Origin of the sequence: Alcanivorax sp. (assembly GCF_002726155.1) — a bacterium.
Taxonomy (GTDB): Bacteria; Pseudomonadota; Gammaproteobacteria; order Pseudomonadales; family Alcanivoracaceae; genus Alcanivorax.
Window position 1 is genome coordinate 40,032 of sequence record NZ_PBSH01000031.1, and the last position, 22,628, is coordinate 62,659.

The following is a 22,628-nucleotide window of genomic DNA, read 5'->3' on the forward strand; positions in this document are numbered from 1 at the left end:
CGGGCGGCTTTTTTATTGTTGCGAGAAGGGAAAGATGCTTGAACTTCCTAATAAGCAAGATAATCCGTGGACGGTTCTTTCGATTGCGAACGAGTGGAAGTTACTGCCATCAACACTGTGGTCAGCACAGGCACCAGAATTCTCTCCTGTGGACAAATTGATTGATATATCACCTATGGCGTTACGACTGTTGCAGCTCGATGTTCAGCATATCCGGACACATGTTGAAGGTGTTTCAACACTGAAAAATCTACATGCAGGTAGTTGTCTTCTGCCTGGTATGTCCCCGGTGGCTCAAAAGTATGCAGGACACCGTCATGGTATTTTTAATGATCGCATCGGTGATGGAGGGGCATTGCTTTTAGGTGAGGTTGCTACGCCTTTAGGTCGTATGGATATGTATTTAAAAGGCGGAGGTAGAACGCCGTATTCTCTTAGAGAGGATGGGTATATGGGGCTGCGTAGTGCGATCAAAGAGTATCTTGTAGGTCATGCTCTCTATGGAATAGGAATACCTACAAGTTTGCCATTAAGTATCTGTAAGCATAAAAGAAAGATTGTTCGTGGCGAAATAGAGCAATCGGCAACTATTCTCCGTCTTTCACCATCACATGTACGGATTGGTCATTTTGAGTGGCTTGCCGAGCGGGGGAACGCTTCAGCCATGAATGCGCTGATTGCTCATCTTGGTGGTTGTTATGGTGAGAGTGGCAAAATGGATGCAGATAAGTTTTTTAAGCATTCTGTGCAGCGGGCCGCGCATCTTGTGGCCGCATGGCAGGTTTGGGGGTTTGTTCATGGTGCGATGAATACGGATGATATTTCTGTTATAGGAATAACTCTGGACCACGGATCGGGAGCTTTTATTGAGTCTTTCCCGTCGTCTATGAAAAATGGCCATTATTCTGGTGACAATTCATCTCTGTTCTCTTCTCAGTCAGAATCGATGAAGTTCGGTCTTGAAGTGCTTGCCAGGGCATTACGGCTGTTATTGAGCGAAGAGCAATTAAACGCCACATTGGAAAACTTTGATGATCAAATTGAAAATGCGATGTTATGTGGTATGCGCTCCCGTTTGGGGTTGATGATGTCAAGAGATGCAGACTCAGAATTGATTGGGAAGTGGTTGAATATCCTGCATCGCAATGGTGCAGACTATACTTTGTCATTCCGTTATTTGATGGAGTGGAAGAATGATCAATCCAGTGACCGACGTTTGGCGGATCAACTTGGTATTGATGGTAGCGACAAAGATCTATGTGAATGGTTAAGTGCTTATCGAAAACGTCTTGAAAATGAGTGTTGCACTCACTTGGAGCGTTATCGTTTCATGGCTGCTTTCAACCCGGTTACGGTGTTAAGGGATAGGGATATTTACAGCGTTACTGTGGCTGCCGAAGATGGGGATTTTATGCCTCTGGCTCGGTTGCGCAAGCGAATTACACAGCCTTACCACGATTTTCTGCAATAGATAAAGGATGAGCCGTCGTTACGACTCATCCTTTATGCCACCTGAGGTGACTGGTCACCAGGCGACAGTGGCACCCAGTGCAAGAGTGTCCGTCGTTTCTATTTCACCTATTGTTTCATCATCCAGTTCAACACGGCTAAAGTTGGCCACCAGGTTAAAATAGTCATTGGCTGCGTAACTTAGGATAAGACCTTTGTTATCATAATCGATTGCGCTGCCACCTGTAACTCCATCGTCCTCAGTACGACCATAAGTTCCAGCAATGCGCGCCTTGCCGATTTGGTAGCCAGCTTGAATAAGATAACCATTGCTATCAACTTCCTGAAGAGGGGCTTGCCCAGCATTGTTGGTGAACAAAGGGTGAATGCCGGTGGCATCGAAACCGGAGGCGGTGAGGGTAAGATCAGCAACTTTAAGTTGAACACCGTAACCTACGCCTTCTGATGTAATATCAGCAACGGAGCTGTCGGTATTTTCTGAGTTTTGATACGCGCCATTTACCCAGGTGTAAATATCGATTCCGCTAATATCTGCCTGGTAGCTAATTTCGCTTTCCACTCTCGGTGTGTCCTGGTATGCCTTTCCTGGCGCACCAACTTCATTGGTATCGTATGGATCCAGAATACCTACGGCAATGTTTAACCCCCCCATTTCCGGGCTTCGCCAGGTAATTTGTGAGCTAGGGAATGCGTAGGGGTAGCCGGTGCCGATATTGCCGAAGGAGACGCCCCCCCCATCAACGAGGCCAACCATGTCGCTAGAATGGCCAAATCCCGTAAGTAGCTCGTCACGAAGGATATTGGAACGAGCGAAAAGGCCGAAGTCTTTACCAATAAGTACCTCACCGAAGCTGCCGCCGATGGTTCCATAGAATTGGCGTACATCAATAGCCGTGCCGGTGGCAGCGCTTTCACTGTCATTGATAGTGACCCAGAATGATGATCTGGCGCCCAAAGTAAGATTTCCTGTTTCCCGCTTCATGTTGAAGCCAATATAGTTTGGCAGGAAGCCCATTTTGACTCTGGATTGTCGGCGATCGAATTGATCGCCAGCACGATCTACGTCGTTGTTTACATAGAAAGCATTAATATATCCGTCGGTGCTGAAGCTGGTGCCGTCATCGTCATATAGTACGATTTCAGCGTTGGCTGATTGCACAGCGAGTAATGGCAGAAGGCATAATGCCGACCGGGATAGAAGTGTTTCATTGGTTCTTTTCATCTTACGCTCCCTGAAGTTTCTATCATGTTGATAGCAACGAGTATGGAGAGCGTAAAATGAACGAAGAATACCGCCTTGGTACTGTATTAAGTGTGATGTTTATAGCGTTTGGTCGTGCGACTAAGGGATTAATATACGGTTAATTTGGTTGTGATTTATGAATCACTTTGCCTGGTGACTAATAAGTGATTTTGCTGTGATGACGGTTTAACTATTCATATTATCGTTTTGATCAGGGTAGTGGGGTGTATTTCAAGTAAGGGAGGGTCGCTTCTTTCTGTGCAGGAAAGAGCGTCTTTGCGTCATCGTCAGATAGTTTTGGTGATATGATGGCGTCGTCGCCAGGTTTCCAGTCGGCTGGCGTTAATACCGGATAGCGATAAGTGGTTTGCAGGGCATCAATTGCACGTATAAGTTCATCAAAATTTCGCCCGATACTCGGTGGGTAATCCATTTTCAGGCGAATGCGTCCACGTGGGTCAATGATAAAGACGCTGCGAACGGTGGTCAGGTTGTTCGAGCGTGGGTGAAGCATGCCGTAACGAGTGCTGATGGTTCGGTTTTGATCCGAGATAATCGGAAAGGATGGTCGGACACCTTGGCTTTCGTCGATATCATCAAGCCATTCTTTTAGATCATTCAGTGGACTCACAGCCAAAGCTAATGCACGTACGTTTCGTTGCTCGAAGGCGCTGTTTAAGCGTTCCACTGCAGCGAGCTCGGTGGTACATACCGGGGTGAAACTGGCTGGATGGGAAAACATGACGACCCAATGATCCTGCCTCCAACGTTCGAAATGCACATGTCCCACGGTCGTTTCAGCTTCAAAATCAGGTGCTGCATCACCCAGTTGAAGCGCATGAAGAGGAAGAGCGTACAGTAACAACGTTGCTAGCCAATACTTCATATTTACCACCCAAGGGTTATCCCGGCGTACAAGGTTCGGCCCGGGGCTGGTTCAAAGTAGCCGCGATCAGCAGGGTCTGGCCTGTCGCTATTGGCATTGATACGAATGTTGCTGTAGTAATCACGGTCGAAAAGGTTATTAATGCCGGTGTGAATTTCAAAACTCTGGCGATTGAATTGCCAGCGCTTTCCAAACCGGGCATTAACAACTGCATGGCTGCCAATGCGTGTCTGGTTGGTGTTTTCCGCATAAACCTCGCTGGCAAAACGTACATCGCCGACAACAAAAAAACCGTTTTCGGGGCGCCAGGCTGCTTCGGCAAAAACAATATGTTGCGGCAAACCAGGCATATGGTTATCGCTTACGTCAACGCCCTGTTGATCATCAAAGAAGCGATCGAAACGGTATTGCGCCCACGTCCAGGCAATCGTTGTGGTCAGGGTTTCTGTGGTGAAGTGTTCCAGCGATAGTTCAATGCCTTCGCGGCGTGTGCGGGCAGCATTCTCGTAGTAGGTTCGTCCGCCGAGTTCGTAAGGGGTAATTTCGTCTTTGACGCGGACGCTAAACAGCGTGAGATCATAGAGCAGGTCATTGCTGATGGTGCCACGGATACCCAGTTCCTGATTCAGTGCTTTCTGCGGCTCAAGATCTGGATTGAAGCCTCCCGCGCCAGACGGATTGGCTAGCTCAGTGAAGGTGGGGGTTTCAAACGCTGAGCTGACTGAGGCATAGAGGGTGTGGGCAGGGAGGGCATGCCAGGCAATGCCGGCACTAAAGCTGCCTTCATTGAAGTGTTGCTTGCCGCTATCGTCTCCGTCTGTCAGGAAATGATCTTCTATCTTGAACTGGATCCGGTCGGCTCTTGCCCCTAGCGAGAGAGTGAGGGTATCGGTGAGAAAGGTATCGGTCTGTACAAAAAGGCCACTGCTGGTGGCAATCTGATCCTCATTGGCGGTGAGTCCAGTAATCACACCGCTGAAACTCACTCCCCGGCGGCCACGATCATCCTGCTGGCGATCCACGTCAACGCCAACCAGATAGCGGTGGCGTAAACCGAATAAGTCGAGATCGTGATTATATTCTACGCCTGCTCCGTAGAACGTCCGCTGATAATCGATCAAGCTGCTACCGGGAAATGGGAGCTGCTGGGTAAAATCGCGTTGGCTAATGAATGCTCGTGTCTGTAACACACCCCCAGCCAAGGACGTATTGCGGTAACGGAAGCCAATCCGTTGTTGGTCCACTTCCTGGCCGGCGTCCAGTCGATCCGCAAGCATGGTGGCCTGCTTTCTGTCAGCGTGAGCCTGGGCACGGGTTAGTCCGCCAGGGTCTTCAGCATACGGTGTATCTAAAGCGGTCAGAAACAGGTCTATTTCCTGGTGGTTGCCCAGTGTCCAGCCAACCCGGCTGTTGAGTTGGTATTTCTCGACGGCGCTTTGATCACGGTATCCCTCGTAGTTAAGACCGCTGACGCCGAGATAATAATGCGCATTGCCTTTCTGTCCCCCGCTCTTGAGATGGGCTTTGCGGAAGCCATCGGCGCCGCTCGACAAACTCAGCGCACCATTATTCCTTATGGTTCGCCCGGAGAGGCTTTCAATATCGATGACGCCGCCGGTAGCATTGCCATAGAGAACCGACGCAGGGCCACGCAATACCGTTGCCTGGTAGATAGAGTCCAAGTCGATATTGTCCACCTGTGACTGCCCATCCGGTAGTGTTTCGGGGAAACCATCTACTCGAACCCGTAACCCGCGGACCCCAAAAGGCGCGCGTGCGCCAAAGCCCCGAATAGAGATTCGTTGGTTCTGGGCGAAGTTGTAGCGGTTTTGCAGGTAGAGCCCGGGTACCCTGGCAAGACTTTCATCAAGTTGAATGTTCTGTTGGCCTTGCTGAGCAGTTCTGGCATCCACGACACTTACTGCGGCAGGGGTGTCCAAAAGACTACGCTCCATGCGCGTGCCATCAACCTGTATGGTTTCCAGCTCTGAGGGGGCGGCCAGAACAGTCAGGGGCAGGTTGATTGTCGCAAGACCGAAGGCGATTCGCTTCAATGAGGGCATGGCATGTACGGCTTTGTTGTTAGTGTGGGGTTTACGCTATTTGCTTATAGGGCTGCCCTCAAGTCATACAGTGCGAAAGTACTACTGATGTTCCCCATAAGTCGCAGTGTTACGCCTCTAATCCATAACCGATGACCATAAAAAAGGCCGCGGTGAGCGGCCCTTTCTTATGCTTGAGAGGAAGACATTCAGTGGGTTTTCTTTCTCTTGCGCTGGCTGGCCTGGGCATGCTGCTCGGTGAGCATGCCATCGACGCCGAACAGCTTTTCCCGCCATTCGTCCAGCAGGGCATCGGTGTCGTGCTGGGAAGGGTGGAAATCCCGCTTGAAGAAATCCAGATACTGGGGCGCCAGTTTGGTGAACAGCCCCTTGCGGCCAAACAGGAATTTCATGCCTTGCCAGTTGTTTTTCAGACTGAACAGGCGGCCGTCGGAAGCCAGCATGCGAGCCTGGAAAGCGGCTAATACCGCGAAGAAAACCACGGTAGTGGGGATCATGGCGCCGGCACGAATAGCATAACTACCGCTGACCTTTTCATAGACATCATAGGCAACGGTTTTGTGTTCGTTTTCTTCCAGAGCGTGCCACAACCACAGTTTTGCGGTGGCTTCATCGAGGATTTTTTCTTGGTGCTCATCTTCGCGCAGCAGCTGTTCGGCGATGATGGCAGTGTAGTGTTCCAGGCATACAGTGGCGGCCAGCTGGAAGATTTTCGGGGTGCGTTTTTGCACCAGCCCCAGCAATTTGCCTAGTGACTTATCCAGCTTGTCAGTGGGGTAGCCGAATTTCACGCCCATTTCGTTCCAGGCTTCATGTTCTTTGCTGTGCATGGCTTCCTGGCCAATAAAGCCCGCCACCTGGGCTTTCAGTGTGCCGTCGGTGATCTCTTTACGATAATGACGCACGGAATCCACGAAGAAGGCTTCGCCTTCCGGAAAAAGGGCAGACAGGCTCAACCAGAAGGCGCTCAGGAAAGGGTCATTGTCATAGAAGTAACGCGCCGTGGTCTTGTCATCGAACTGGAAGTCGAGACGACGGGGCGGAATATTGACGGTGGCGCCCAACGGGATTTTCTGGGCCTTTGACTGGCCGGACTCAATGGTGGTGGATGCTGTTGTTGTCATGGTGTCCTCCTGATCTTTGGCGGCAGGGGCGCCGCTGAATGCCACACTGTGACATTGTCTGATGTAACGATAGTCGAGGTTGCGGCTGATCAGGTAAATGGCACTTTGGCGCCCCGGGCGGGGCGCTAGTGCCAGTACACAAAATGAGGGATTTTGTGTCCGGTTATGACAGGGGAGGCATTACCCCGGCAGGAACAGGGATTTGGTTTCCAGGAACTCTTCAAAGCCAAAGCGGCCCCATTCCCGGCCAATTCCGGATTGTTTGTAGCCTCCAAAGGCCGCCTGTACATCCGGGCCGGCCCCATTGATATGGACGTTGCCGGTACGCAGGCGTGCGGCCACCTGGCGGGCCTGGGCATCATCCCCGAAGACATAGCCGGACAGCCCGTACTCGGAGTCGTTGGCAATGGCGACGGCATTGTCCACGGTGTCGTAGGGGATCATCACCAGTACCGGGCCAAAGATTTCTTCCCGGGCGATGGTCATCTGGTTGTTCACCTCACTGAATACCGTGGGGCGAGCGAAATAACCCTTGGTGATGCCATCGGGCTTGCCGGGACCACCGGCAACCAGTTTAGCGCCTTCTTCCTGTCCTTTCTCAATCATGGCCTGCACCCGTTGGTACTGACGCCCGTTAGCGATAGGGCCCATGACGGTAGCGTTATCAGTGGGGTCTCCGACGACTACGCTGTCGCAAACCTGGGCAGCGATCTGTTCGGCTTCAGCCAGTTGATCCGCTGGCACCAGCATACGCGACGGCGCATTACAGCTTTGCCCGGTGTTGGTCATCATGGAGCGCACTCCGTGGGTAACAGCCTGCTCCAGATCGCAGCCCGGCAGCAGGATATTGGCAGATTTGCCGCCCAGCTCCAGTGACACGCGTTTAATCGTGCTCGCTGCTTCCCGGCTTACGGATTCCCCGGCGCGGGTGGAGCCGGTGAGGGAGACCACATCAATTCGAGGGTCGCTGGATAGCAACGGACCCACTGCGGCGCCATCGCCGTACACCATATTGAAGACCCCGGCGGGTACGCCGGCTTCATCAATGATGCGGGTCAGCAGGTTAGCGGAGAGCGGGGCGAATTCACTGGGCTTGAGCACCATGGTACAACCGGCAGCCATGGCCGGGGCGACTTTGCACATGACCTGGTTCATGGGCCAGTTCCAGGGCGTGATCAGGGCGCAGACACCGGCCGCTTCACGGCGGATCAGTGACTGCCCTGCGGTTTCTTCAAACGGAAATTCCCGGGCGATGCCCAGAGCGGTTTTCAAATGGGCCAGGCCCATGGGGGCCTGCACCTTGCTGGCCAGGGAGATGGGGGCCCCCATTTCCTGGCTGATGGCCTCGGCCATTTCCGGTAGATGGGCCTGGTAGGCTTCGAGCATTTTTTCCATATAGCCCAGTCGCTCTTCCAGTGTCAGAGCGGACCAGGTGGGGAAGGCCTGGTGGGCGGCGTCGATTGCCGCATCAATGTCGGCAGCCTGTGCCAGCGGCAAGGTGGCAATCTGTTCTTCATTGGCGGGGTTGATAACGGCGTGGGTGGTGGCTCCCGGCGCGGGAGAAACCCAGCTGCCGTTGATGTAGAACTGCTGCAGCGTATCCATGGAATCGTCCTTTTATCGGTCTTCCATTGTGTGTGGTGGGTCAACATTACAATAATGAAACGTAATTTTAAAATATTGACCGCTATGGCTGAAGCGTGACATGGTGAATGTTCCTGCCGTGCCCGCGCCCCCCCATTGTGCTTGAGAGGGGGACGTCGAGCCATGGCCGGTTTGAGCCGCGGGCAAGCGGTGTCTTAGGCAGGCGAAACGCTTTTTGTTATATTTGCGAGCCTAATACATAACTATAAATGGAATCGATGTCCGGTTAGCCGGAACAACCGGTTTCAGCCAACCCGAAGCCTGATACAGGAACGAGAAGAATGCGTAGAGCTGTTGCCGACCTCGGCGCCAATGATAAAGACCGTAATTTCGTCACGGCCCTCGCAAGGGGGCTGGATATTCTTCGTTGCTTTGGGCCTTCTGATGAATACCTGGGCAATGCGGAGCTGGCCAAGCGCACCAGCATTCCCCGCCCCACCGTATCGCGGATGACTGCGACCCTGACACAGCTGGGCTACCTGCGTTATGTGCCGCAGCTGGAGAAATACCGGCTAGGGCCGGGCGTGCTGGATCTGGGTTACCGCTATCTGGCCAGTGAGGGGGTGCGGGATCTGGCACGACCTTACATGCAGGAGCTGGCGGATTCGACCGATTGCATGGTCGCCATTGGCGCGCCGGATGGCGCTCAGGTGACGTATATCCAGGTTTGTCAGGGCAATGGCCCACTGGTGCTGCGGCTGGATATCGGTTCGCGGGTGCCCATGGCCACCTCGGCATTGGGCCGGGCGTTCCTGGCGGCCACGCCGGAAGTCGAGCGGGAAATGTACTACGAGCAGATTCGTCAGCAGGACCCGGCGGCCTGGCCGGCGCTGGAGCGCAGCCTGCAGAGTGCCTATGAGGAATATGAGCAATACGGCTTCTGTACGTCTGACGGAGAATGGAACCGCGATGTGAGTGGCGTGGCGGTGCCATTGATTCTGGATGGTGGCGCTCAGGTAGTGCCATTCAACTGCGGCGGTTCATCGTTGCGGTTGAGTCGCAGAACGCTGTTGGAAAATCTTGGCCCACGCCTGAAAGACGTGGTCGGGCAGGTTGCACAAATGGTACAGGGCCGCGCCTGAACCGCCACAGGTAAAACGAACAATGAGTGCGAGAGTATGAGTGCAGTTCCGCCCTCCAAAGGGTTTTCCCTGGCTGATGCCAATACCCGTTTCGATATAGGTTTTCCGGCTCTGGTGGGGTTTCATTTTCTGGAATGGGAAGAAGGCAGGGCGGTGTTGGGTTTGCAGATTGAGGCCCCGCATTTGAACCTGGGCGGGGTCATTCATGGTGGGGTGCTGGCGACCCTGATGGATGTGGCCGGGGCCTGTGCCGGGACCTGGAGCCCGGACCCTGCGCACATTCGCAAGGCCGTCACCCTGTCCATGACCACCACGTTCACCGGACAGGCCAGTGAAGGATTGATCCGTGCGGTGGGTACCCGCCGTGCCGGTGGCACCCGGATCTACAACAGCACCATGGAAGTGTTCGATGAAAAGGACACGCTGCTGGCACTCGGTGAGGCAACCTTCCGTTTACGCAGTGAGTAATTCCCTTCCGCGTTATCTCTTGCCGTTTTCTGCCTTGAGAGGCCTCTGCCCCTTTTGGGGTAGGTCGGATTAGCCGCGTAGCGGCGTAATCCGACATCTGTCTGCATTTTTCAAAACACGCTAACGGCTAGCCACGTGGGTGGGCTGTTGTGCATCCCAGCCACCACCCAGCGCCCGATACAGCTCGGTTTCATTGGTCAGCTGCTGCAGCTTCAGCGTCACCAGCTGCTGGCGGGCGGATAGCAGGGTGCGCTGGGCATCCAGCACGGCCAGGTAGTCATCTGCGCCTTGCTCATAGCGTTGCTGCGAGAGCGCGAGGGACTGCTCGGTGGCGGTGACCAGCGCTTGCTGGGCCTGTTGCTGGCGGGCCAGAGTGTCGCGGGCCTGTAGCGCGTTGGCGACTTCCTGAAAGGCGGTTTGAATCGCTTTCTCATAGGTCGCTACCGCCTGGTCCTGGCGCACTTCAGCCAGATCCAGATTGGCCTTGTTGCGGCCGCCGGAGAAAATCGGCAGGGAGATACTGGGGCTGAAGGACCAGGCCTTGGAGCCGCTGTCGAACAGGCCGGACAGCTCGCTGCTCATGGTGCCATAGGCGCCGGTGAGCTGGATGCTGGGGAAGAAGGCGGCTCGCGCGGCACCGATGCTGGCATTGGCGGCACGTAGCTGATGCTCCGCCTGCTGCACGTCCGGCCGCTGGGTCAGGAGGCTGGACGATAGTCCTTCCGGTACCGGTGCCACCAGTGAGAGGGTGTCGCTGTTCAGGTTCACCGATTCCAGTGCGGGCAGGGGTCCGCCTACCAATACCGCCAGGGCGTTGTAATCCTGGTTGACCTGGCGTTCAAAGCTGGCCTGGTTGGCGCGGGCACCTTGCAGGGCAATCTGTGCCTGACGTACATCCAGTTCTGTGCCCAGCCCGCCTTCGAAGCGCCGCTGGATCAGCGCCAGCGAATCCGCTTGCGCGGCTACCGTTTCACGGCTGATCGCCAGATTCTGACGGTCGCTGACCAGGGTCAGGTAGCTTTGCGCCACCTGGGCTACCAGTGCCAGCTGGGTGCTGCGCCGGGCTTCTTCGCTAGCCAGGTAAGTCTCCAGAGACGCATCCTTGAGGCTGCGTACGCGTCCGAACAAATCCAGTTCCCAGGCGGTGACGCCAACCTGAACACCGTATTGATCAGAAAGGGTTGAGCTACCGGTGTATGACAGGTCGCCAGGCAGGCGCTGGCGAGTGCCGCTGCCATCCACGGACAGGTTCGGGTACAGGTCGGCGCGCTGGATTTGGTACTGGGCGCGCAGGGCGGCCACATCCAGAACGGCCAGGCGCAAATCCCGGTTGTTATCCAGCGCGCTCTGGATGAGTTGTTGCAGCTCCGCGCTCTGATACAGGGTAGACCAGCCGGGTAGGGTGAGCTCGCTGGCGCCGTCAACGGCTGTTGCGCCCACTTGGGCCGGTACCGGTGATGCGGGTTGTTCGTAGCTGGGGGCCAGGGTGCAGCCACCCAGCATCAGCCCGCCCAGAAGGGCGAGCGTCAGTGGGTTACGAGTCATGAGGGTTACTCCGCTTGGACTTACTCTTTGCCTTTCTTCTTGCCGTCCAACGGCACGCCGGACAGCTTGCGCACCGCAACGTAGAACAGCGGGATGAAGAAGATGGCGAGGACGGTGGCGGTGAGCATGCCGCCGAATACCCCGGTGCCGATGGCGTTACGTGCCCCGGCGCCAGCGCCGGTGCTGATCATCAGCGGGGTTACCCCGAGCATGAAGGCCAGTGATGTCATCAGAATTGGGCGTAGCCGCATGCGCACGGCTTCCAGTGTGGCCTTGAGCAGGTGTTCGCCTTTTTGCTCCAGCTCCAACGCAAATTCTGCAATCAGAATGGCGTTTTTCGCCGAGAGCCCGATGGTGGTCAGCAGCCCCACCTGGAAGAAGACGTCATTGTTCAGGTCACGGAAGGTGGCGGCCAGTACCGCACCAATCACACCCAGTGGCACCACCAGCATCACTGCGAACGGAATGGACCAGCTTTCATAAAGCGCGGCCAGACACAGGAATACCACGATCAGCGAGATCACATACAGGGCCGGTGCCTGGTCGCCGGACTGTCGCTCCTGATAGGACAGGCCGGTCCACTCAAAGCCAAAGCCTGCGGGCAGCTTGGCAGACAGTTCTTCCATGGCATCCATGGCGTCACCAGTACTGTAGCCGGGTGCCGCGTTACCCTGGATGTTTACTGAGGATACGCCGTTGTAGCGTTCCAGCTTGGGTGAACCATAGGTCCAGTGGCCGGTGGCGAAGGTCGAGAACGGTACCATTTCGCCCTGGTTATTACGCACAAACCAGTCGTTGATGTTTTCCGGCAGCATCCGGTAGGGCGCGTCTGCCTGCACATACACCCGCTTAACCCGACCCCGGTCTACGAAGTTGTTCACGTAGCTGGAGCCCCAGGCAATTTGCAGGGTGTTGTTGATGTCGCTGATGGACAGACCCAGCGCCTTGGCTTTTTGCTGGTCGATGTCGATCTGGTACTGCGGGCTGTCTTCCAGACCATTCGGGCGTACCCCGGCCAGGCGCGGGTCCTGTGCGGCCATGCCGAGCATCTGGTTACGGGCCTGGATTAGCGCTTCGTGGCCCTGGCCTGACTGGTCCAGCAGCTGGAAATCGAAACCGCTGGCATTGCCCAGCTCAGGAATCGATGGCGGGTTGAGGGCGAACATCATGGCTTCACGAATGGTCGAGAAATACCCCATGGCACGGCCTACCACGTTATCCGCGCCGTCCACGGACAGGTCGCGTTCTGACCAGTCCTTCAGATTCACGAACGCCATGCCGGCGTTCTGGCCCTGACCGGTGAAGCTGAAGCCGGCCACGGTGAACAGACCATCCACGGCAGCTGATTCTTCGTTGAGGTAGTAGTTCTCCATCTTTTTCAGTACATCGACGGTTTGCTCCTGAGTGGAGCCGGCCGGCAGCGTCACCAGGGTGAACAGAATTCCCTGGTCTTCTTCCGGCAGGAAGCTGGACGGCAACCGCATGAAGCTGAAGCCGAGCACACCGACGATGACCACGTAAATGAACAGGTAACGACCACGGCGTCCGAGAATTTTCTCAATGCTGCCCTGATAGCGTCGGCTGCTTTTGTCGAAGGTACGGTTGAACCAGCCGAAGAAGCCGTGATCGGTCTGGTGTTCGCTGTCCTTGGCCTTCAGCATGGTGGCACACAAAGCCGGGGTCAGGATCAGGGCTACCAGAACGGACAGCACCATGGCAGACACAATGGTGATGGAGAACTGACGGTAAATGGCACCGGTGGAACCGGGGAAGAAGGCCATGGGAACGAAGACGGCCGAGAGCACCAGGGCGATACCCACCAGGGCCCCAGTAATCTGGCCCATGGATTTACGGGTGGCTTCCTTGGGAGGCAGGCCTTCCTCGTGCATCACCCGTTCCACGTTCTCCACCACCACGATGGCGTCATCCACCAGCAGACCGATGGCCAGCACCATGCCGAACATGGTCAGGGTGTTGATGGAGAAACCAAAGGCCGCCAATACGGCAAAGGTGCCGAGCAGTACCACGGGCACGGCCAGGGTCGGAATCAGGGTGGCGCGGAAGTTCTGCAGGAACAGGTACATCACCAGGAAAACCAGGATGATGGCCTCGAATAGAGTGTGCACCACTTCTTCGATGGAGATGCTGACGAAAGGTGTGGTGTCGTAGGGGAACACCATTTCCATCTTGTCAGGGAAGTAGGGTTCCAGCTCTGCCAGCCGCGCGCGCAGCGCTTCGGCGGTGTCCAGGGCGTTGGCGCCGGTGGCCAGGTTGATGGCCAGGCCAGCCGCGGGCTGACCGTTATAGCGGCCCTGTACATCGTAGTTCTGGGCGGCCAATTCGACCCGGGCCACGTCTTCCAGAAACACCTGAGAACCATCCGGGTTCACTTTCAGGAGAATGCGCTTGAACTGGTCTACGTCTTCCAGGCGGGTCTGGGCGATGATGGTGGCGTTCAGTTGCTGGCCTTCCACTGCAGGCGCGCCGCCCAGTTGGCCACTGGCCACCTGATTGTTCTGGACCTGAATGGTCTGGGTGATGTCCTGGGGGGTCAGATCAAACTTGTTCAGTTTGTTCGGGTCCAGCCAGATGCGCATGGCGTAGGGCGAACCGAATAGCTGGATCTGGCCCACGCCGGGCACCCGGCTTACCGGGTCCTGAACATTGGAGGCTACATAGTCGGCCAGATCGGCCCGTGACAGGCTGCCATCCTCGGAGGTGAAGCCGACTACCATGAGGAAGGAGTCAGAGGACTTGGTGACCTGCATGCCTTGTTGCTGCACTTCCTGGGGCAGCAGTGGCGTTGCCAGCTGCAGTTTGTTCTGCACTTGCACCTGGGCAATGTCCGGGTCGGTGCCGGGGGCGAACGTCAGGTTCACCGCGGCGTTACCGAAAGAGTCACTGCTGGAGCTCATGTACAGCAGATTATCGATCCCGTTCATTTGTTGCTCGATCACCTGGGTGACCGAGTCTTCCACGGTTTTCGCCGAGGCCCCCGGGTAGTTACCGGCGATGGAGACCTGCGGCGGCGCAACGGTGGGGTACTGCTCGATGGGCAGGGTGTAAATGGCCAGGGCACCGGCCATCATCATGATGATGGCGATAACCCAGGCGAAAATCGGACGGTCAATAAAAAATCTGGCCATGGGAATCCCGTTTCTCTTCGTTGCGCGTTATTGCGCTGCGCTTTGTGCCTCGCCGGTGTTCTCGGCGGGGGACTGGGGCTGTTCTTGCTGGGCGGCGGCGTCGTCAGCTTTTTCTGTGTCCACGGGGGTCACCGGGGAGCCGGGCTGAATGCGCTGCAGGCCGTCGACAATCAGACGATCGCCGTCTTTCAGGCCGTCAGCGATCAACCATTGGCTTTTCACGGCACGCTCGGTGCTGACTTTCACCTTCTTGGCCTGGTCATTGCTGTCGATCAGCATGGCATAGGCCTGGCCTGTCGGATCGCGGGTGATGCCTTTCTGGGGAACCAGAATGGCGTCCTCGCGTTGGCCCTCTGGCAGGCGACCGCGAACAAACATACCGGGCAGCAGCTCACTTTCCGGGTTCGGGAACAGGGCGCGCAGGGTTACCGAGCCGGTGCTTTCGTCCACGGCGAACTCCGAGAACTGCAGCACACCGGGTTGCGGATAGGCGCTACCGTCTTCCAGAAGCAGGGTGATGCGGGCGGCATCGTCGCTGACTTGCTGGAGCTCACCGGCCTGCATGGCCTGGCGCAGCTGACGCAGCTCATTGCTGGACTGGGTCAGGTCCACGTAGATCGGATCCAGCTGACGAATGGTGGCCAGGGTATTGGCCTGGTTGGCGGTGACCAGGGCGCCGGCGGTGACGCTGGAGCGGCCGATACGGCCACTGATCGGCGCTTCGATGGTGGCGTAGTCCAGATTGATCTGGGCGCTTTGCAGGTTGGCGCGGGCGGCGGCGACGGCGGCCTTGTTTTCATCCAGCTGGGCCTGGGCTTCATCGTATTCCTGCTGGCTCACGGCTTTGTAATCGAGCAGTTTCTTGAAGCGCTTGGCGCGCAAGTCGTTGGACTTCAGCGTTGCCTGGGAGCGGGCCAGTTCGGCCCTGGCGGTGGCCACGGCCGCTTGATAGGTGCGCGAGTCAATCTTGTACAGCGGTTGCCCGGCTTCCACTTCCTGCCCTTCCTCGAACAGGCGCTTCTCTATCACGCCGCTGACCTGTGGCCGCACTTCGGCGATCTGGTGAGCGGTGGTGCGCCCGGGCAATTCCCGATTCAGGGTAATGGTCTCGGCTTTTACCGTGACAAAACCGGCTTGTGGCGCTTGCTGTTGTTGTTGGCCTGGCTGGCCGGCATCGCCGCAGCCACTAAGCTGCAGGGCGAGTGCACCTGCTATCAGGGGGAGAATGAAACCGCTGCGCATAATCACCTCAGTGCTTGGAAACACGCTATAGCACGCCACTAACCGGCCTTGTGCAGGCGGTCCGGTGGTGCTTGCATGAAAAATGAATCAGGTTCAGTATATACATTCGACAATGTATGTATAGGCCTGTGGGCCAACTTGCACAAAAAATTCTTAATTCCATTTGGGAGCCTCCTATGGTCCGGCGCACCAAGGCAGAAGCGATGGAAACCCGTACCCAGATTCTGGATGCGGCCGAGCAGGTATTCCACCGCAAAGGTGTGTTATCCGCTTCATTGAATGATATTGCCAGTGAGGCGGGTGTGACACGAGGGGCGATTTACTGGCATTTCAAAAACAAACACGATGTTTTCGTCGCCATGGCGGACCGCCGACGCCTGCCATTCGAGGCCCTGGCCCAGCGGGCGGGGGCCGATGATGAGGTGGATCCGCTCGGTCGCCTGCGTGAGTTTATGGTCTATCTGTTACAGCAAGCGGCACAGGATCCTTCCCAGCGTCGGGTTTTCGAGATTATTTTTCAGAAGTGCGAGTTCAGCGGTGACAACCTGGACCTGCTGCATCGTCAGCAGGATGCATGCAGGGATGCCTCTGACGGGTTGGAGACCACGTTCAAAAATGCCATTGCCAGAGGGCAGCTGCCTGCCGGGTTAGACGTTGGTCGCGCGGTGACATTACTACACAGCCTGCTGACCGGGCTGATCATGCACTGGCTGCTGGATCCGTCGATGTTTGATCTGGCGGATTCGGCACCGGATTATGTCGATACCTTCCTGTTCAGCCTGCAGCATTCTCCCTTCCTGCTCGGCGGAGCTGAAGCCCCGGCCTGACGGGGCGTGGCGCCACGGTTTCCCGCCAATAAAATACCTGTCCGAATTTCCGATAGCCGGTGTGTGCCTCGGGCATACCTGGTGGTATGTTCTTGGTCCTCCTCCCTGTCTTCCCGCTTTTCCCCTTTGTTATATTTGTTTTCAAAAAACGAAACGTAGTTCCAAAATAGTATTGACGCTCTCCGTAGGCCGTGTCAGATTGACCGGCGAGTCAACACTTTGTATTCACCGATAAGTAGGCTGCGCCAGGGAGCCTCAGTGTAACGCCTTGAGTTCTCAGGCTTTCAGGCTAGTCCACAATCTAGGCGTACTTTTGAAGGCATGCTGGTTGCCTGTCGAGAAAGTACAACGACGAGTGTGGGCTAGCCTGGAAGCCCCGGAGGGCGAGGTCTGAAGCGCACATCTGCTGCGCCTTGCCTCTAGGAAAGGGAGCCACCCTGACCGTCGAGACAAGACACAACAGCTGCACGCTTCAGATCTCGCTGAGCACGCAAGGCGCTATACAGAGGCCCCCTCCGATCTTGTCGGTTTTGCCCGCTTTTTCCGGGCATCAACAATAAAAGCGGTCCTGTAGGGCTGCATTCGGGAGAGTAAGTCATGTCTGATCGGCATCATGCGGTCTGGCCAGAGAATATTCCCAAGCATCTGAGCCTGCCGCAGACCAGCCTCTATACCAATCTGGAGGTGTCTGCACTGCGTTACCCACAGCGGGACGCGATCAATTATTACGATAGCCCCATCACGTTTTCCCAGTTGAAGCAGCAGGTGGATGCCCTGGCGGGTTACCTGCAGTCACTGGGCGTGGAGAAGGGCGACCGGGTGCTGCTGTTCATGCAGAACGCCCCCCAGTTCACTATCAGCTATTACGCCATCCTGCGTGCCAATGCCATTGTGGTGCCGGTGAACCCCATGAACCGGGCGGCAGAGCTGGAGCACTACCTGGAAGATACCGAGGCATCTGTGGCGATCTGTGGCCAGGAGTTGCTGTCAGCGATTGCGCCGGTGGTGGGCATGGTGAACCTGCGCCATGTGATTGTGGCGGCCTACAACGACTACATCGTCCGTGACACGGACCTGCCCCTGCCTGCCGAAGTGGAGACGCCTGCGGTTGCGCTGACCGATCCGGCACACCTGGCCTGGAAGGACGTTATCGCGGCCGCTAAACAGCCCAGCGAATTGTTGGTCGGCCCGGATGATCTGGCGGTCTTCCCCTATAGCTCGGGAACCACTGGTGCGCCCAAGGGGTGCATGCATACCCATGCGTCGGTAATGGCTACCTGCGTGCAGGGGGCGGTGTGGAGTCATGGCACCACCGAGTCTGTCACCTTGGCTACGTTGCCGTATTTTCATGTGACCGGTATGCAGGGTTCCATGAATTCGCCGATTTACTGCGGTTCGTTGGTGGTGTTGATGACGCGCTGGGACCGCCGTGTGGCGGCCAAGCTGATCGAGCGCTATCAGGTGAGTCGCTGGGTGAACATTGTCACCATGGCCATCGATCTGCTGTCCGACCCGGAAGTGGAAAACTACGACCTGTCGTCGCTGGAAAATATCGGCGGTGGCGGGGCAGCGATGCCGGCGGCGGTATCCGACAAGCTCTTCAAGCTTACCGGCCTGCGTTATATGGAAGGCTATGGCCTGTCCGAAACCATTGCCGGCACCCACATCAATCCCACCGACCGGCCCAAGTCTCAGTGCCTGGGTATTCCGGTGTTTGATATCGATTCGCGCATCATTGATGTGGAAAGCGGTAAGGAGCTGGCGCCCGGTGAAGTGGGCGAGATCGTTACCCATGGTCCGCAAGTGTTCCAGGGTTACTGGAAGCGTCCGCAGGAAACGCAAAAAGCGTTTATCGAACTGGATGGTAAACGCTTCTTCCGCACCGGTGACCTGGGCTACATCGACGAAGAGGGTTACTTCTTCATCGTCGATCGGGTGAAACGCATGATCAATGCGTCCGGCTTCAAGGTATGGCCGGCGGAAGTGGAAAGCCTGATGTACCGCCATCCGGCGATCCAGGAAAGCTGCGTGATTTCCACCCCCCACGAGCGCCGCGGTGAAAGCGTGAAGGCGTGTGTGGTTCTGAGTGCCGACATGAAAGGCACGCTCACCGAGCAGGCCGTCATCGATTGGTGTAAAGAGGAAATGGCGGCCTACAAGGTGCCGAATGTGGTGGAGTTTCGCGATGAGCTTCCCCGTTCGCCCACCGGCAAAGTGATGTGGCGAGCCCTGCAGGAACAGGAGTGGGAAAGCCAGAAAGCACAGCAGGCGTCGTAACGGCGCTTGCCCTAGCGGTCTGTCTAATGGTGGGCAGGCCGAGTCAGCTCCAGCATAAACCAATAAGCGGAAGCGCTACTCCGCGGAGCTGAATAACAACGCAAAACGAGAAACCGGTGCCTTACGTGGTCTGTAACCGCGAGGGAATGACGGCATATCGCCGGCGGGTTTCTCCCAAACAGGAGGCTTTGCCTTGGAACTGTTCTTTCAACAAGTGCTCAATGGCCTGACGCTGGGCAGCATCTACGGGCTGGTGGCCCTGGGGCTGACGCTGGTGTACGGCATTCTGCACGTACCGAATTTTGCTCACGGGGCGCTGTATATGGTCGGCGCCTATGTCTCGTATATCACCATGGTCGACTTCGGTGTGAACTACTGGGTGGCCATGCTGTTGGCTGCCGTCGCGGTGGCGGTGCTGGCGGTACTGTGTGAACGGCTGGTGTTCAATCCGTTGCGCGATGCGCCGCCGATTCACGACAAAATTGCGGCTATCGGCATCATGTTGTTTCTCGAAGCGCTGGTGCAGATGCAGTGGGGCGCCGAGTTCCGCCGCATGCCGACCCCCTATACCGAGATTCTGGATATTGCCGGCATGACCATTCCGGCTCAGCGGGTGCTGATTATTGCCGGTGCATTTTCACTGATGGCAGTGCTGCACCTGTTCCTGAAGAAAACCATGACCGGCTCCACCATCGTGGCCATGGCCCAGAACCGTGAGGGCGCCTTTCTGGTCGGTATTGATGCCAACCGGGTGGCGATGATGACCTTTGCCATTTCCGGGGCACTGGCGGCGGTGGGGGCAACCCTGTTTGCGCCGATCAACCTGGTCTACCCGGCCATGGGGCATCTGCTGATCATGAAAGCCTTTGTGATCATCATCCTCGGTGGCATGGGCTCCATTCCCGGCGCCATTGTTGGCGGCCTGATTATTGGCTTCGCCGAAGCGTTTGGTGGTTTTTATATCTCCACCGATTACAAAGACATCATCGCGTTTGCTCTGTTGGTGGTGATTCTGTCCATTAAGCCTACCGGCCTGTTCAGCAAGGGGGTCCACTAATGAACGCCCTGACCAAGATTTCCAACTTCCTTATGACTCCGGCCATGAAGATGGTCATGATCGTTGCGGCGCTGTTGTTTCCCTTTGTGGCGAGCAACGAGTACCAGATCTATGTGATGGCACTGGCGTTTGTCTGGGCCATTGCCGTGTATGGCATGAATATCATCACTGGTCTGTGTGGTCAGTTGAATCTGGCCCATGGTGGTTTCTTCGCCATCGGCGCGTACACCCTGGCAATCCTCACCGTGGATCATGGCTGGGCCTTTTGGCCGGCGTTTATTGCGGCAGGGGCCGTGGGCGCTCTGCTCGGTTTTCTGGTGGGGGTGATCTCCCTGCGCCTGAAAGAACACTACTTTGCCATTTTCACTCTGTGCGTGGGCTTTATCATTTATCTGTTGCTGGATAAGTGGGAAGAGCTGACCCACGGTGCTCTGGGGATTATCAATATCCCTGCGCCGAGCGGTTTCGGGCTGGTGGACTTCACCGAGACCACCCCGTTCTATTACCTGGCGTTGGCATTCATGGTGCTGTCTATCTGGCTGGCATCACGCATTGCCCACTCTTTGCTGGGGCGCACTTTTCTCGCCATTCGTATCAGTGATGATCTGGCGGCATCGCTGGGGATCAACCTGATGCGTAACAAGGTACTGGCGTTTGTGCTGTCTACCACGTACGCCAGTGTGGCGGGGGCCCTGTATGCTGGCATGGTGCGTTTCATCGGCCCGGCGGAAGCGGAAGTGACCCACACCTTCGACATGATTACCTACCTGTTGGTCGGCGGCATCGGCACCCTGATGGGCCCGCTGCTGGGCACTCTGGCCATTACCTGGCTGACCCAGTCGCTGCAGTTTCTGGAAGAGTACCGGATGATCGTGTTCGGTCCGATGCTGGTGGTGCTGGTCATTTTCTTCCCGAAAGGGGTGGTGGGCTCGTTCCTGGCCTGGCGAGGGCGCCGTCTTGCGGCCGCCCATGATGCCAACACGGCGAAGCAAGCCGCTGTCAGTAAAACGTCCACCGACAAGACGCCAGCCACATCCACGCAGGAGGCCGGGAACCATGCTTAAAATTCATAACCTCACCAAGCGTTTTGGTGGCCTGGCGGCGGTGAATAACGTCAGCATCGAATTCGAAGCGAACAAGATCAACGCGATCATCGGCCCCAACGGGGCTGGCAAGAGCACCTTCTTCAATCTGGTGGCCGGTGCCATGGCGCCCACGGAAGGTCGTATCGAATATCAAGGCATGGATATTACCGGCATGGCTTGCGATCGCATTGCCCGGCTGGGTATCGCGCGGACTTTCCAGACCACCATGTTGTTCGATCAATCCACTGTGCTGGACAACCTGATCGTGGGGCATCGTTTGCGCACCCAGTCCCGCCTGTGGGATGTGATCATTAATTCCAAACGTCTGCGCGATGAAGAAAAAAAATGTCGTGCCCGGGCGCAGGAAGTGCTGGATTTTGTCGGTCTGTCGCATATCGGCCACCGCATTACTGCGGATATCAGCCAGGAAGAAAAAAAGCGGGTGGCATTTGCGTTGGCGCTGGCCACCGATCCCGAGTTGGTGCTGCTGGATGAACCGGCTGGCGGGATCAATCCGGAAGAAACTGAAAACCTGGCGGCCTTGATTCGCAAGATGGTGGATCACGGTGTCACGGTCTGTCTGATTGAGCACAAGATGGACATGATCATGAGCCTGGCAGACAAGATCATGGTGATCGACCATGGCGAAAAAATTGCTGAAGGCACGCCGGATGAAGTGAAAAATAATCCGTTGGTGATCGAGGCCTATCTGGGGAGTGATGAAGATGCTGCAGCTTAATAACGTGGAAGCCCGTTACGGCAGCTTCAAAGCACTGGAGCAGGTCTCCATGTCGGTGGCTCAGGGCGAATTGGTCGTGCTACTGGGCGCCAATGGCGCCGGCAAGAGCACCTTGTTCAATACCATCAGCGGCCTGATCAAGCCGTCGGCAGGCACCATTACCCTGGATGGCACTGATGTCACCGGGCTGAAGCCGTCGGGGCTGGTACAAAGTGGCGTGGTGCAGTGTCCGGAAGGGCGCAAGCTGTTTCCGGAAATGTCCGTGCTGAAAAATCTGATGCTGGGCGCCTATGTGCATCGCCGTGACAAGGCGGCGATTAAAAAGACACTGGAAGAAATTCTGGCGCTGTTTCCGATTCTGGATGAAAAGAAGGATCAGTCCGCCGGGTCTCTCAGTGGTGGTCAGCAGCAAATGGTTGCCATTGGTCGTGCCATGATGGGAAGACCCAAACTGCTATTGCTGGATGAGCCCTCGTTGGGGCTGGCGCCACTGGTGGTCAAGCAGATGTTTGAAACCATCAAGGGCATCAACGAGCAAGGCACCACGGTTTTGCTGGCGGAGCAGAATGCCTTCGCCGCACTCAAGATTGCCCACCGTGCCTATGTGATCGAAAACGGTCGCCTGGTCATGGAGGGTGATAAAGACGCGATGCTGGGTAACGAAGCCATTCGCAAAGCCTATATTGGCGCGTAATCGTGATCCGGTAGCAGCGTGTGCGCTACAACATAA

General features: G+C 56.3%; 17 protein-coding genes. 9 read left to right on the plus strand and 8 right to left on the minus strand.

Annotated elements, in window-relative coordinates; genetic code table 11:
* The first annotated feature begins 34 nt into the window (after nt 1–34).
* Entirely contained in the window at nt 35–1,471 is a 1,437-nt protein-coding gene (locus CL546_RS09420) for a protein adenylyltransferase SelO family protein (RefSeq protein WP_290494376.1), read from the plus strand.
* A gap of 54 nt (nt 1,472–1,525) precedes the next feature.
* On the opposite strand, the gene CL546_RS09425 is transcribed toward CL546_RS09420, so the two are convergent.
* The 5 genes from CL546_RS09425 to CL546_RS09445 all read right to left on the minus strand — a co-directional run bounded on the left by CL546_RS09425 (nt 1,526) and on the right by CL546_RS09445 (nt 8,391).
* Entirely contained in the window at nt 1,526–2,692 is a 1,167-nt protein-coding gene (locus tag CL546_RS09425; protein ID WP_290494378.1) for a porin, read from the minus strand.
* A 232-nt stretch (nt 2,693–2,924) separates the two neighbouring features.
* On the minus strand, nt 2,925–3,599 hold the full coding sequence (locus CL546_RS09430) for a redoxin domain-containing protein (RefSeq protein ID WP_290494380.1): 675 nt from the start codon (nt 3,597–3,599) through the stop codon (nt 2,925–2,927).
* Between the two features lie 2 nt (nt 3,600–3,601).
* Entirely contained in the window at nt 3,602–5,662 is a 2,061-nt protein-coding gene (locus CL546_RS09435) for a TonB-dependent receptor family protein (RefSeq protein ID WP_290494382.1), read from the minus strand.
* 188 nt (nt 5,663–5,850) lie between these two features.
* Entirely contained in the window at nt 5,851–6,786 is a 936-nt protein-coding gene (locus tag CL546_RS09440) for a metal-dependent hydrolase (RefSeq protein ID WP_290494384.1), read from the minus strand.
* A 180-nt stretch (nt 6,787–6,966) separates the two neighbouring features.
* Nucleotides 6,967–8,391, minus strand: a complete 1,425-nt coding sequence (locus CL546_RS09445; protein ID WP_290494386.1) for an aldehyde dehydrogenase family protein — start codon at nt 8,389–8,391, stop codon at nt 6,967–6,969.
* Between the two features lie 320 nt (nt 8,392–8,711).
* On the opposite strand from CL546_RS09445, the gene CL546_RS09450 reads away from it, so the two are divergent.
* On the plus strand, nt 8,712–9,512 hold the full coding sequence (locus tag CL546_RS09450) for an IclR family transcriptional regulator (RefSeq protein WP_290494388.1): 801 nt from the start codon (nt 8,712–8,714) through the stop codon (nt 9,510–9,512).
* Nucleotides 9,513–9,548: 36 nt separating this feature from the next.
* The gene (locus tag CL546_RS09455) at nt 9,549–9,980 is read left to right on the plus strand and encodes a PaaI family thioesterase (protein ID WP_290494389.1); all 432 of its coding nucleotides are present in this window, start codon (nt 9,549–9,551) and stop codon (nt 9,978–9,980) included.
* A gap of 120 nt (nt 9,981–10,100) precedes the next feature.
* Here the strand turns inward: CL546_RS09455 and CL546_RS09460 are convergent, their stop codons facing one another.
* From CL546_RS09460 to CL546_RS09470, 3 genes are read right to left on the minus strand one after another with little or no spacing between them, the layout of a single operon-like run.
* Entirely contained in the window at nt 10,101–11,525 is a 1,425-nt protein-coding gene (locus CL546_RS09460) for an efflux transporter outer membrane subunit (protein WP_290494391.1), read from the minus strand.
* Nucleotides 11,526–11,545: 20 nt separating this feature from the next.
* Complete coding sequence (locus CL546_RS09465) at nt 11,546–14,671, minus strand: efflux RND transporter permease subunit (RefSeq protein WP_290494393.1); 3,126 nt, start codon at nt 14,669–14,671, stop codon at nt 11,546–11,548.
* Between the two features lie 27 nt (nt 14,672–14,698).
* Nucleotides 14,699–15,913, minus strand: a complete 1,215-nt coding sequence (locus CL546_RS09470; RefSeq protein ID WP_290494395.1) for an efflux RND transporter periplasmic adaptor subunit — start codon at nt 15,911–15,913, stop codon at nt 14,699–14,701.
* 176 nt (nt 15,914–16,089) lie between these two features.
* Between CL546_RS09470 and CL546_RS09475 the strand changes: the two genes are divergently transcribed.
* The 6 genes from CL546_RS09475 (at nt 16,090) to CL546_RS09500 (ending at nt 22,592) form a co-directional block, all read left to right on the plus strand.
* Nucleotides 16,090–16,740 carry a TetR family transcriptional regulator gene (locus CL546_RS09475; RefSeq protein WP_290494397.1) on the plus strand — a complete coding sequence of 217 codons (651 nt, stop codon included), beginning with the start codon at nt 16,090–16,092 and terminating at the stop codon, nt 16,738–16,740.
* A 597-nt stretch (nt 16,741–17,337) separates the two neighbouring features.
* Nucleotides 17,338–19,017: a long-chain fatty acid--CoA ligase gene (locus tag CL546_RS09480; RefSeq protein ID WP_290494399.1), complete on the plus strand. Its 1,680-nt coding sequence runs from the start codon at nt 17,338–17,340 to the stop codon at nt 19,015–19,017.
* Nucleotides 19,018–19,210: 193 nt separating this feature from the next.
* Nucleotides 19,211–20,074, plus strand: coding sequence for a branched-chain amino acid ABC transporter permease (locus CL546_RS09485; protein ID WP_290494401.1), 864 nt, complete (start codon nt 19,211–19,213; stop codon nt 20,072–20,074).
* Nucleotides 20,074–21,138 carry a branched-chain amino acid ABC transporter permease gene (locus tag CL546_RS09490; protein WP_290494403.1) on the plus strand — a complete coding sequence of 355 codons (1,065 nt, stop codon included), beginning with the start codon at nt 20,074–20,076 and terminating at the stop codon, nt 21,136–21,138. Before CL546_RS09485 ends, CL546_RS09490 begins: the two co-directional genes overlap by 1 nt.
* The gene (locus tag CL546_RS09495; RefSeq protein ID WP_007149647.1) at nt 21,131–21,898 is read left to right on the plus strand and encodes an ABC transporter ATP-binding protein; all 768 of its coding nucleotides are present in this window, start codon (nt 21,131–21,133) and stop codon (nt 21,896–21,898) included. Before CL546_RS09490 ends, CL546_RS09495 begins: the two co-directional genes overlap by 8 nt.
* Nucleotides 21,885–22,592: an ABC transporter ATP-binding protein gene (locus tag CL546_RS09500; RefSeq protein ID WP_290494406.1), complete on the plus strand. Its 708-nt coding sequence runs from the start codon at nt 21,885–21,887 to the stop codon at nt 22,590–22,592. The genes CL546_RS09495 and CL546_RS09500 overlap by 14 nt, the downstream gene beginning before the upstream one ends.
* The last annotated feature ends 36 nt before the right edge of the window (nt 22,593–22,628 follow it).